The organism is Streptomyces flaveolus, assembly GCF_014648815.1.
Classification (GTDB): domain Bacteria; phylum Actinomycetota; class Actinomycetes; order Streptomycetales; family Streptomycetaceae; genus Streptomyces; species Streptomyces flaveolus.
This window is the reverse complement of the sequence record NZ_BMRV01000017.1, coordinates 22,191-34,091: the sequence shown is the minus strand read 5'-3', so window position 1 is coordinate 34,091 and position 11,901 is coordinate 22,191. Positions and strand designations below refer to the sequence as shown.

Here is an 11,901-nt window from a genome sequence, read left to right as displayed (position 1 = left end):
ACTGGAGTACTCATGCCCATCAAGACACTGCAGATCCCCACCCCGGACGGCCAGGCCGATGCCTTCGCCGCCTTCCCCGAGCATGGCGAGCGGCACCCAGGGGTGCTGATGTACCCGGACGGCTTCGGCATCCGGCCCGTGCTGCGGGAGATGGCCCGCGAGCTGGCCGGGCACGGGTACTACGTACTCGTCCCCAACGTCTTCTACCGGCACGGCCCGGCGCCGGTGATCGAGCTTCCCGAGTACATCGGGGAAGAGGCCCGGACCGCGGTATTCGCCCGGCTGATGCCCCTGATCGAGGCGCACACCGCCGACCGTGTCCTGCGGGACGCCGACGCCTACCTCGGGTTTCTCACCGCCCGGCCCGAGGTCGGCGCCGGACCGGTCGCGGTGACCGGCTACTGCATCGGGGGCCTCCTGGCGACACGCACCGCCGCGGCCCACCCCGGCCGGGTGGCCGCCGTCGCCGCGTTCCACGGTCCCGTGGGCGCGGACGGGCCCGACGCTCTCGCCGGGATCACCGCCCGGGTCCACTTCGGCCACGCCGAGACCGACCTGACGCCCGAGGCGCTGCGCGAGCTCAACCAGGCCCTGGACGCCGCGAAGGTCGACCACACCTCCGAGATCTACCCCGGCACCGCCCACGGCTTCACCATGGCCGACACCGACGCCTTCGACCCCGCCGCCCTGCGGCTGCACTGGGAGCGCCTGCTGCCCCTCCTCGCCGGCGCCCTGGCCGACGACTGAGACTCCGGCCCAAAGACCACGAGGAAAACGCGGCGGTGGCGCCCGGACCAGAGCCGGTCCTGGGCGCCACCGCCGTCGCGTCGGCTCGGCTCAGCTCAGCTCGACGAGGAGGTCGCCGCCCTCCACCTGCTGGATGCGGTTGATGGCGAGCCTGCCGACCGTGCCGGACTTGGGTGCGGTGATGGTGGCCTCCATCTTCATCGCCTCGATGGTGGCCACGGTGGCCCCGGCCTCCACCGCGTCGCCCTCGGCGACGGCGAGGGTCACCACGCCGGCGAACGGCGCCGCGACATGGCCGGGGTTGGCCCGGTCGGCCTTCTCGGTGACCGGGACGTCGGAGGCCGCCTTGCGGTCGCGGACCTGGATGGGCCGCAGCTGGCCGTTGAGCGTGGACATCACGGTGCGCATGCCGCGTTCGTCGGCGTCACCGACCGCCTGGAGCTCGATGAGCAGCCGCACACCGGGGTCGAGGTCGACCGTGTACTCCTTGCCCGGGCGCAGCCCGTAGAAGAAGTCCTTGCTGTCCAGGACGCTGGTGTCGCCGTAGGTGCCGCGGTGGGTGTCGAACTCGCGCGCCGGGCCGGGGAACAGCAGCCGGTTGAGCGTGGCCCTGCGGTCCTTGGCCAGCCCGGTGCGGTCGTCGGCGCTCAGCTCCGCCACCGGCTTGGCCTCGGCGCGGCCCCGCAGGGCCTTGCTGCGGAACGGCTCGGGCCAGCCACCGGGCGGGGTGCCCAGCTCGCCGCGCAGGAAGCCGATGACGGAGTCGGGGATGTCGAACCGGTCGGGGTCCGCCTCGAAGTCCGCCGGGGAGACACCGGCGCCCACCAGGTGGAGGGCCAGGTCGCCGACCACCTTGGAGGAGGGCGTGACCTTCACCAGGCGGCCCAGCATGCGGTCGGCGGCGGCATACATCGCCTCGATGTCCTCGAAGCGGTCGCCGAGGCCCAGCGCGATGGCCTGGGTGCGCAGGTTGGAGAGCTGGCCGCCGGGGATCTCGTGGTGGTAGACGCGACCGGTCGGCGAGGCGAGGCCCGCCTCGAAGGGCGCGTACACCTTGCGGACGCTCTCCCAGTACGGCTCCAGGTCGCCGACGGCCTGGAGGTCGAGGCCGGTGGGCCGCTCGGTGTGGTCGGTGGCCGCGACGATCGCCGACAGCGACGGCTGCGAGGTGGTGCCCGCCATGGACGCCACCGCGCCGTCGACCGCGTCCGCGCCGGCCTGGACCGCGGCGAGGTAGGTGGCCAGCTGGCCGCCGGTGGTGTCGTGGGTGTGCAGGTGCACCGGCAGGTCGAACTCGCGGCGCAGCGCGGAGACGAGGGTCGCGGCGGCCGGGGCGCGCAGCAGACCGGCCATGTCCTTGACGGCCAGCACGTGGGCGCCCGCGTTCACGATCTTCTCGGCGAGCCGCAGGTAGTAGTCGAGGGTGTAGAGCCGCTCCGACGGGTCGGACAGGTCGGCGGTGTAGCACAGGGCCACCTCCGCGATCGACGTGCCGGTCTCGCGTACGGCGTCGATGGCCGGGCGCATCTGGTCGACGTCGTTGAGGGCGTCGAAGATGCGGAAGACGTCGATGCCGGTGGCCGCGGCCTCCTGCACGAAGGCGTCGGTGACCTCGGTCGGGTACGGGGTGTAGCCCACGGTGTTGCGGCCGCGCAGCAGCATCTGGAGGCAGATGTTGGGCACGGCCTCGCGCAGGGCGGCCAGCCGCTCCCACGGGTCCTCGGCGAGGAAGCGCAGCGCGACGTCGTAGGTGGCGCCGCCCCAGCACTCCAGGGACAGCAGCCCGGGCAGGGTGCGGGCGACCACGGGGGCGACGGCGAGCATGTCCTTGGTACGCACTCGGGTGGCGAGCAGCGACTGGTGGGCGTCGCGGAACGTGGTGTCGGTGACGCCGATGGAGGGTGACTCGCGCAGCCAGCGGGCGAAGCCCTCGGGGCCGAGCTCGGCGAGCCGCTGCCGGGAACCGGCCGGGGGTTCACCGGCGGGCAGCGGCGGCAGCTTGGTCAGCGGATCGGCCAGTTCGGGGCGTTCGCCGTGCGGCTTGTTCACCGTGACGTCGGCGAGGTAGGTCAGCAGCTTCGTGCCGCGGTCCGCGGAGTGCCGGGCGGTGAGCAGGTGCGGGCGCTGCTCGATGAACGACGTGGTGACCTGCCCGGCCTGGAAATCCGGGTCGTCCAGCACCGCCTGGAGGAACGGGATGTTGGTGGCGACACCGCGGATGCGGAACTCGGCCACGGCACGCCGGGCGCGGTTCACGGCGGTGGCGAAGTCGCGGCCCCGGCAGGAGAGCTTGACCAGCATCGAGTCGAAGTGCGCGCTGATCTCCGTACCGGCGTGGGTGGTGCCGCCGTCGAGGCGGATACCCGAGCCGCCGGGGGAACGGTAGGCGCTGATGGTGCCGGTGTCCGGGCGGAAGCCGTTGGCCGGGTCCTCGGTGGTGATGCGGCACTGGAGGGCCGCGCCGCGCAGGGTGATGTTCTCCTGGGCGAGTCCGAGGTCGGCCAGGGTCTCGCCGGCGGCGATGCGCAGCTGGGACTGCACGAGGTCGACGTCGGTGACCTCCTCGGTGACCGTGTGCTCGACCTGGATGCGCGGGTTCATCTCGATGAAGACGTGGTTGCCGTCGCGGTCGACGAGGAACTCCACGGTGCCGGCGTTGCGGTAGCCGATCTTCCGGGCGAAGTTCACGGCGTCGGCGCAGATCCGCTCGCGCAGCTGCGGGTCGAGGTTGGGGGCGGGCGCCAGCTCGATCACCTTCTGGTGGCGGCGCTGCACCGAGCAGTCCCGCTCGAAGAGGTGGATGACCCCGCCCTGTCCGTCGGCGAGGATCTGCACCTCGATGTGACGGGGTTCGACGACCGCCTTCTCCAGGAAGACCGTGGAGTCGCCGAACGCGGACGCGGCCTCGCGGGAGGCCGCCTCGATGGCCTCGCGCAGCTGCGCGGGTTCCTCGACCCGGCGCATGCCGCGTCCGCCGCCGCCCGCGACGGCCTTGACGAACACGGGGAAGCCGATGTCGTCGGCGGCGCGGACGAGTTCGTCGACGTCGGTGGAGGGGGCGGAGGATCCCAGGACGGGCACGCCGGCCTCGCGGGCGGCGGCCACGGCGCGGGCCTTGTTGCCGGTCAGTTCGAGGATCTGCGCGCTCGGTCCGACGAACGTGATGCCGGCCTCTTCGCAGGCGCGGGCCAGTTCCGGGTTCTCGGAGAGGAATCCGTAGCCCGGGTAGACGGCGTCGGCTCCCGCACGGCGGGCCGCGCGGACGATCTCCTCGACGGAGAGGTACGCGCGCACCGGGTGCCCCGGCTCCCCGATCTCGTAGGCCTCGTCGGCCTTCAGCCGGTGCAGCGAGTTGCGGTCCTCGTGCGGGAAGACGGCGACCGTGCGCGCGCCGAGCTCGTAGCCCGCACGGAACGCGCGGATCGCGATCTCACCGCGGTTGGCGACCAGCACCTTGCGGAACATTCTTGATCCCTTCAGCCTGCCGGGTGACGAGACCATGGTGTCGGCGCCGCCTCCGGTACGCCATGTGAGCCGGGCCACTCACGGCCCGGCCCCGGCCGTGTGCCGTCGCGCTCGGGTCAGACGTCGGAGTCGATGCCGGTCACCGCCGAGGGACCGAGCGGCGCACTGCTCCCGTCCAGGCCGGCCGCGCGCAGGGCGGATCCCGCGACCTCCCGGGCGCGGCCCTCCGCGTGGGCGGCGGTGTCCGCCTCGACGGTGAGTCGGATGGTGAAGGTGCCGTCGTCGTTGACCGAGAGGGCGTCGAGGTCCTCCTCGTCCCCCAGCTGGGTGCGGTGCGGGTCGGCGGGGCGCAGTGCGCGGGCGAGCTCGTCCTTGGTGGCGTCCGGGACCGCGCCGGTGAACGTTCCCGGCACCGAGATGACGTACGTCGTCATGGCACTCCTCCTTCGGATCCCCTCCGCCTACCCCGAAACCGCCCAGGGACCCCGCCGGGGGCGGCGCCGACGCATTCCTCAGCGCACTTTGGCGGCTGTCTTAAGGCTTCTTGAAGATGACCTTCGAACAGCCGTTTCCGCACCGAGCGGGTCCTAGGCTCTCGGACACCCCCCACAGTCCCGGTGGGCGCGATCGCGTCCACCGGGTCCGGGGCCGAGCCAGCCGACCGACAGACCGAGGTGTCCTGCATGGGTTCCCGCCGAGCCGCTCGACCGTCCCGTTCCCACGCCCGCCCCCACCGCGGACTGAGGACGCGCGGCACCGTGCTGGTGCTCGGCGTCGCCGTCACGGCGGGCGTCGGCATCACGCTGGCCGTCTCCGGCGGCGAGGACGGCGCTCCCGCCGACCGGGTCACGACGAGTGCCGCCGGTGAGGGCCCGAACGCGGAGGTGGTGGCGGGAGGTGCGGCGGCGCCGGTATCTCCGTCGGCGAGCCCGAGTGTCTCGGCGAGCGCCTCGCCCCGGGTGAGCGCGAAGCCCAGCGCCTCTCCGTCGAGGACGGCGAGCCCGTCCGCCGGGCAGGTGAAGAAGACCCGGCCCGCGTCCACGGCTCCCGCGAGGACAACAGTGAAGAGCGGCTCGGACCGGTCCGCGGCGGGTGGCGGCGGCACGGGTTCCGGCAGCGGGTCGGACTCCGGCTCCGGATCGGGTTCGGGTTCGGGTTCGGCAGTGGGTTCGGGTTCCGGCGGGGCGAGCGGGGCCGAGGCGCAGGTCCTCGCGCTCGTCAACAAGGAGCGGGCCTCGGCCGGCTGCTCGCCGGTCACGGCGAACGACCGGCTGACCCGGGCCGCCGACGACTACAGCGACGTCATGGCCGCGAGCGGAGTGATGTCCCACACGGGTCCGGACGGCTCCACCATGACGAGCCGCGTCGAGGCCGCCGGCTACGAGTGGTCGACGCTGGGCGAGAACATAGCCCGCGGGCAGTCCGACGCCGCCTCGGTGATGGAGTCCTGGATGAACAGTCCCGGGCACCGGGCGAACATCCTCAACTGCTCCTTCAAGGAACTGGGCGTCGGCGTGCACTTCGGCGACGGCGGTCCCTGGTGGACGCAGGACTTCGGCGCGAGCCGCTGACGCCGGTCAGCGTCCCCCGTCGGCGAGCACGAACGACACCCGCACCCTGGCGCCGCCCAGCGGTGCGCGCGTGATCGTCAGCTCGCCGTCGGCCGCGCGGGCCGCCCGGGCCACGATGTCCAGGCCCAGTCCGGTGGAACCGCCGACGCTGACGCCCCGGGTGAGCGCGGCCTCGGGATCCGCGACGCCCGGACCGGCGTCGTCCACGGTGAGGACCACGTACGGGTCGGCCCGTTCCACGCGGACGGCGAAGCCGGTGCCCTCGGGGGTGTGCCGGAAGACGTTGCCGATCAGGGCGTCGACGACCGCCGCCAGGTCGTCCTCGGGGAAGGCGACCGGCGTGGGGCGCGGGGTGAGGGAACGCTCGTAGGGGCGGCCCTGCTGGGTGGCGAGGACCGACCAGAAGTCCAGGCGCATGGCGACCACCTCGGCCGCGTCGCACGGCTTCGCCGTCCCGGTGCCCCCGCCGGGCTGCGCGGCGGCCAGCGGCGTACGGGCGGCGGCGATGATCGAGTCGAGTTCGCTCTCCAGCTGGCCGGCCGCCTCGGTGACCCGGCGGGCGCTCGGCGTCGCGCCCATCCGGTCGGCCTCCAGATAGAGGGCGGTCAGCGGGGTGCGCAGCCGGTGGGAGAGGTCGGCGACCAGTTCGCGTTCGACGGCGAGCAGGTCGACGACCCGGTCGGCCATGGTGTTGAACGCCACGCCGGCCTCCTGGAGCTCGGGCGGACCGTCCGGTTCCACGCGTACGTCGAGGTCGCCGGAGCCGAGGGCCAGCGAGGCGCGCTTCAGGCTCCGGGAGGACCGGACGACGCGGGCGCCGAGCCGGTCGGCGACCAGCACCGAGCCGCCGACCAGACCGAGCGCGAGCAGTGCCATCACGCCCCACGAGGCGGCCACCCCACGGGTGAGGTCCGCCGCCGGTACGTGGGCCTCCACGACGGCGACCCGGTCGCCGCGCAGGACGACGGGCTGGAGGTAGACCCAGCCGTCGGCGGTGTCCACGGCGAGCGTCTCGCGGCCGCGCACGGCCCGGTCGAGCGCGGCCTCGGGCGCGTGCGGGGTGCCGACGAAACCGCCGTCGGGCAGCCGCACCACCAGCTGGTCGGAGGAGTCCAGCTCGGTGACGGCCTGCTGCACGTCGGAGCGCCGGGTGGTGAGGGCGAGCACCGGGGAGAGGGCGGCGGCCCGCTGCTCGGCGGCCGTGGTGACGCGGTCGCGGGCCTGCTCGCGGACGAGGAGGGCGAGCGGGACGAGGAACGACAGGGCCACCATCGAGGTGACGGCGAGGGCGATCCCGGCGAGGGCGCGTCTCATGGTGAGCTGACCAGCTTGATGCCGATGCCGCGCACGGTCTGCAGGTAGCGGGGCTTGCGCGCCTTCTCGCCCATTTTGCGGCGGAGTGCGGAGAGGTGGACGTCGACCGTCTGGTCCTCCAGATACGGCTGCTGCCACACCTCGGTGAGGATCCGCTGCCTCGATATGACCTGGTCGGCGTGGGCGGCCAGATAGGCGAGCAGGTCGAACTCGCGGCGAGTCAGGGCCAGTTCGCGATCGGCCAGGTGGGCGGTGCGGGCGGTGGGGTCGATGCGCAGGTCGGCGACCCGCAGGACCGGCGGCTGCGCGGCGCGGGTGTCGGCGGGCGCGGACCGGCGCAGCACGGCGGCGAGGCGGGCCGCGAGCTGACCGCCCGAGAACGGCTTGACCAGGTAGTCGTCGGCACCGGCGTTGAGCAGCCGGATGATCTCCGTCTCGTCGTCCCGCGCGGTCGCGACCAGCACCGGAAGGCGGGAGATGCCCCGGATCATGCGGAGCACGTCGAGCCCGTCGAGATCGGGCAGTCCCAGATCGAGCACCACGATGTCCGGCGGGCTCTGGGTGATCTCACGCAGCGCCTCGAAACCCTGGTGAGCGGTCTTGACCGCGTAGCCGTGTCCGGTCAGGACCTCGATCAGCGCGGCCCGGATCACGGGGTCGTCCTCGACGACAAGTACACAGGCCATGGGCAGGCACGTTAGCCGGTCCGTCACTATGGTGTCGTGTCCCGCCTCCTGCGCTACCTGATCATCTGGCTGTCCTGCACGGCCGCCAGCATCACGGCCGTCATCCTCACGATCCACTTCGTGGTGGGCTCGACCCGGCCCACCGCGCCGGTCGCGCAGTCGGCGCCGCAGGAGCTCCCGGTGTCGCCGCGGCCCGCGCCGTCGCCGAGCGTGAGGCCCTCCTCCCCCGGTCCTTCGCCCACCAGCGAGAAGCCCCGGCCCACGCCTTCCCGTACCCGTGAGAAGCCGCGCGAGCCGAGCCCGGCGCCGACGACGCCGACCGCCCGCGCCACCACCCGGCAGCCTCCCGCGGGCGGGGGCGAGCGGGGGTGCGAGGAGGGCGGTTCGGGCGTCTACACGGTGCCGTCGGAGGGCGGCAGGGCGACCGTGCGGTTCGGCAGCGGCGGGGTGTGCCTGGTGTCGGCGGTGCCGGAGCAGGGTTTCACGGTGAGTACGAGCCAGAGCGCGGCCGAGACGCTGACGGTGACCTTCTCGGCGAGCCGCCACCGGTCGGAGATCACCGCGACGACCGAGCCGCGCAGCCAGGCCAGTGTGCGCGAGGTCTCGTTCTGACGCCCGCTGCGCGCCCGGTACCGGCCGTCCGGAGGGTGACGTCCGAACGGCCGGCGGGCGGGCCCGGTCAGGTGGTGGCGCAGGCCGCGCCGTTCAGGCTGAACGCGGTCGGGGCGGTGTTCGTGGCGCCCTTCCCGGCGGTGAACCCGAGGGTGACCGAGCCGCCGGCGGGGACGGTGGAGGTGTAGGAGGCGGGGGCGACGCTCACCGCGCCGGCGTGCTGCGCGGCGGTGCCTCCCCACATGTTCGTGATGGTCTGGCCGTCGGCGAAGGCGAAGGCGAGGGTCCAGGTGCCGAGGGGCGTGGCACCGGTGTTGCGGACGGTGATCTCGCCCTGGAAGCCGCCCGGCCACTCCCCCACGACGCGGTAACCGACCGAGCAGGTGCCGGCACCCTTCCCGGTCGTGACACTCACTGTCGCGGAGCGGGCCGACCGGTTGCCCGCCGCGTCGCGGGCGCGGACGGCGAAGGCGTAGGCGGTGCCCGGGGTGAGGCCGGTCACGGTGGCGCGGCCGGTGGTGCTCGTGGCGACCGTCGTCTCGGTGCCGCCGTCGACACGGACGATGTCGTAGCCGGTGACGCCCACGTCGTCGGTGGCCGCGGTCCAGGCGAGGGTGACCGACGTGTCCGTCACCCCGGACGCGGCCGGGGTGCCGGGTGCGGTGGGGGCCTGGGTGTCTTCCGGGGCGCCGTCGTCGTAGACGGTGGCCTCCTTCGCGGTCTCCGCGATGCCGTCGGCGCCGTGGAAGACGCGCTCGCCCCAGGCGCTGAGACGGCTGGGGTCGAAGTCGATCGTGAGGTCGAGGGCCGGGTCGGTGTTGCCGCTCCAGGACCAGGCGAGGTACCCGAGGCCCAGCTGCTCGGCGGTGGCCATCATGGTGTCCTCGTCGGGGTCGCCGTACTGGTCGGCGGGGCCGCCGAACTCGCCGATGAGGAGGGGCAGTCCGGCGTCGGCGAAGGTGTGCAGGTAGTCGGTGACCTCCTGGGCGGTGTCGAAGACGCTGTACATGTGGATGGAGAAGATCAGGTTGCCGGTGGGGTCGGCGTCCTGGACGGTCCGGGCGTTGTCCCGCATGACGCCTTGCCAGTCCTGGCCCCAGTTGGGCGCGTCCACCATGATCGTGTGCTGGAGACCGGCGGCGCGCAGCTTCTGGACGGCCGCGATCGTGGGCTCGGTCCAGCCGGCCGGATTCGTGTTGCCCCAGGGCTCGTTGCCGATGTTGACGACGACGTGGCCCTCCTCGCCGGCGAGCACGTCCTTCAGGCCGATCCAGTAGTCGGCCGCGTGATCGAGCGTGCCGGCCGCCGCGTCCTCGCCGTAGCCGGTGGTGTCGTGCACCTCCAGGACGCAGATCAGCCGGTTGGCCTTGCACCGGCCGATGACGGCTGCCACGTCCGCCGGGCTGTTCTCGCTCCAGCGGTGGCCGTCGGACAGGACGACCCGGACGGTGTTGGCGCCGAGCGCCTTGATGTCGGCCAGCGACCGGGTCTCGCCCGGGTACCAGGTGTGGGCGTGGTTGACCCCGCGCATGACGAAGTCGCTTCCGTCGGCCTCGAGCAGCCGGCCGTCGCTGATGTGCAGGCCGGCGACGGCGACGGCGGGGGCCGGCGGCTGGGCGGCCCGCGCGGCGGCGGGGCACAGGGCACCGACGACGGCGGTGCCGAGCAGTGCCGCCAGGGCCGCCCAGAGGCGGGGCACGGGGTTCCTGCGGGTGGCGGCTCTTGTTCTTCGCACGGCGACTCCAGGGCGTGAGGGGTGAGCGAGCGGCGAATGGGAGCGCTCCCATGAAACGCACTACGTCGCGTACACGTCAAGATGGCCGACGTGCCGCGCTCCGTCCGGTTCCTCCGTCCGCGGGACGTGCCACGGTCCCGCGGACGGGGCCGTCCCCGTCCGCGGCGCCGTGGCACGGTACTTCACCGCCGCAGGTGCTTCAGCACCGCGCGCATCGCCCGGCGCACCGCGTCGCGCGACTCGTCGGTCACGTCGCGGGTCTCGAAGCCGTGGTGGCCGTTCGGTACGTCGACCACCTCGACGGCGGTCCCGCACTCCTCGGCCGCGGCCAGGAACTCCTCGACACCGGCGGCGATCTCGGGCATCTCCAGGCCCACCCGGGTGAGGACCACGGGCAGGTCGCCGGCCTTCGCCACCGCGCGCACCGGGTGGAACCGGGTGCCGGACATCCCCCAGTTAGGCAGGGGCGCCAGCACCGGATAGGTGGCCGCCAGGCAGCGCAGCCACGGCGGGGGCGCGCCCAGCCAGTCGGCGGTGATCAGCCCGCCGCCCGAGAAGAACCACAGCGCGACGCGGTCCGCGTCCACCCGGGGGTCGGCCCGGATCCGCTCCACCGCGTCGGCCACGTCCGCGGCGGCCCGCTCGTAGTCGGCGAGGTCGTGCAGCCGGTGGGCGACGACCGCGCCCACCACGCCGTTTCCGGCCGCGTACCTGGCGTACCCGGTCAGCGTGGGCCAGTCCCTCGGCTCCGGCCGGGCGTCGGCCGGTACCGGGCCGCCGTGCACGAACACCACCGCCGGTCGCGGATCGTCGGCGGCGTCGTCGGCGTCGGGCAGGTAGAGGTCGACGTTCTGCGTCCGCTCCCGCGGGAGTTCGGGCACGTCCAGCAGGAACGGCCGCAGCTGGGCAGGCGGTTCGGCCGCGTCGGTGGGATCCAGCCGGTGTCCCTCGCCGGCGGCGGCCCGCAGCAGGACGTCCGCCAGGTCGTCCGGGCAGGACAGCATCGGCCAGTGCCCGGTGGGGAGTTCGAAGAAGGACACCCGGGGGTCGACGAGGGCGCGCAGGGCGGGGTCACCGAATCCGACCAGCATCTGGACCATCTCGATGCTCGAGCCGTTGGCGGTGCACAGCACGCCGGTGGTGGGCACCCCGGCCACCGCGCCGGTCAGCCGGAGCGGCTGGAGCAGGGTGCCGAGCGGCTGCGGGGCGGCGAGGGCAGTGAGCCGGTCCAGCGCGGCGTCGGCGAGGCCCGCCGTGCTGCCCCAGCGCTGCCATTCGTCGTGGGCCGGGGGCGGCAGTTCGCCCTCGGTGCCCGCTCCCCCGCCGGCCCCGGCACGCTCGGCCAGCCGCTCGCGCAGCGACTGGTCGGGGACGGCGGCCAGGGCCGGGACGCCGTCGCGCGGCATCGCCGAGTCGAGGTACACGATCCGGTCGATCCGCTCCGCCCGCCGGTCGGCGGCGCCGAGTGCGGGGTGGATGCCGTAGTCGTGACCGACCAGCACGATCCGCCCGCCGTCCTCCGCGCCGACCGCGCCGACCGCGTCGATCGCCGCGAGCACGTCCGCGATGTGTGTCTCCAGGTCGGTGCCGGCCGGCGCGGTGCCGCTCGGCCCGTCGAGCCCGGTGAGGGCCACCGGGTACGCCTCTGCGCCCGCGGCGGCCAGGCGCGCCGCGGTGTTCTCCCACACGTGTGTGCCGGTGAACATGCCCGGCACCAGGATGAAGGCGGTCATGGTCTCTCCTCCGTACGCGAGGGCGCGGACCGGTCCGG

The 11,901-nt window shown here is 73.7% G+C and carries 9 protein-coding genes; 3 read left to right on the top strand and 6 right to left on the bottom strand.

Going from position 1 to position 11,901, the window contains the following annotated elements:
* The first annotated feature begins 12 nt into the window (after positions 1-12).
* On the top strand, positions 13-747 hold the full coding sequence (locus IEZ05_RS30615) for a dienelactone hydrolase family protein (protein ID WP_189233543.1): 735 nt from the start codon (positions 13-15) through the stop codon (positions 745-747).
* 90 nt (positions 748-837) lie between these two features.
* Here IEZ05_RS30615 and IEZ05_RS30610 read toward each other — a convergent pair whose 3' ends face one another.
* Together IEZ05_RS30610 and IEZ05_RS30605 are read right to left on the bottom strand one after the other, a co-directional pair.
* Complete coding sequence (locus tag IEZ05_RS30610) at positions 838-4,212, bottom strand: pyruvate carboxylase (protein ID WP_189233542.1); 3,375 nt, start codon at positions 4,210-4,212, stop codon at positions 838-840.
* A gap of 116 nt (positions 4,213-4,328) precedes the next feature.
* Positions 4,329-4,646 (bottom strand): hypothetical protein, encoded by a 318-nt coding sequence (locus IEZ05_RS30605; RefSeq protein ID WP_189233541.1) that lies wholly within the window; start codon positions 4,644-4,646, stop codon positions 4,329-4,331.
* Between the two features lie 249 nt (positions 4,647-4,895).
* On the opposite strand from IEZ05_RS30605, the gene IEZ05_RS30600 reads away from it, so the two are divergent.
* Positions 4,896-5,783 carry a CAP domain-containing protein gene (locus IEZ05_RS30600; RefSeq protein WP_189233540.1) on the top strand — a complete coding sequence of 296 codons (888 nt, stop codon included), beginning with the start codon at positions 4,896-4,898 and terminating at the stop codon, positions 5,781-5,783.
* A 6-nt stretch (positions 5,784-5,789) separates the two neighbouring features.
* On the opposite strand, the gene IEZ05_RS30595 is transcribed toward IEZ05_RS30600, so the two are convergent.
* Positions 5,790-7,097: a sensor histidine kinase gene (locus tag IEZ05_RS30595; RefSeq protein WP_189233539.1), complete on the bottom strand. Its 1,308-nt coding sequence runs from the start codon at positions 7,095-7,097 to the stop codon at positions 5,790-5,792.
* Positions 7,094-7,783: a response regulator transcription factor gene (locus IEZ05_RS30590; RefSeq protein ID WP_189233538.1), complete on the bottom strand. Its 690-nt coding sequence runs from the start codon at positions 7,781-7,783 to the stop codon at positions 7,094-7,096. Before IEZ05_RS30590 ends, IEZ05_RS30595 begins: the two co-directional genes overlap by 4 nt.
* Positions 7,784-7,819: 36 nt before the next feature.
* Between IEZ05_RS30590 and IEZ05_RS36590 the strand changes: the two genes are divergently transcribed.
* Positions 7,820-8,395 (top strand): hypothetical protein, encoded by a 576-nt coding sequence (locus tag IEZ05_RS36590; protein ID WP_229869931.1) that lies wholly within the window; start codon positions 7,820-7,822, stop codon positions 8,393-8,395.
* Positions 8,396-8,462: 67 nt separating this feature from the next.
* On the opposite strand, the gene IEZ05_RS30580 is transcribed toward IEZ05_RS36590, so the two are convergent.
* Both IEZ05_RS30580 and IEZ05_RS30575 read right to left on the bottom strand, forming a co-directional pair.
* Positions 8,463-10,130: a cellulase family glycosylhydrolase gene (locus tag IEZ05_RS30580; RefSeq protein ID WP_189233537.1), complete on the bottom strand. Its 1,668-nt coding sequence runs from the start codon at positions 10,128-10,130 to the stop codon at positions 8,463-8,465.
* Between the two features lie 182 nt (positions 10,131-10,312).
* On the bottom strand, positions 10,313-11,863 hold the full coding sequence (locus tag IEZ05_RS30575) for an alpha/beta hydrolase (protein WP_189233536.1): 1,551 nt from the start codon (positions 11,861-11,863) through the stop codon (positions 10,313-10,315).
* Positions 11,864-11,901: the final 38 nt, after the last annotated feature.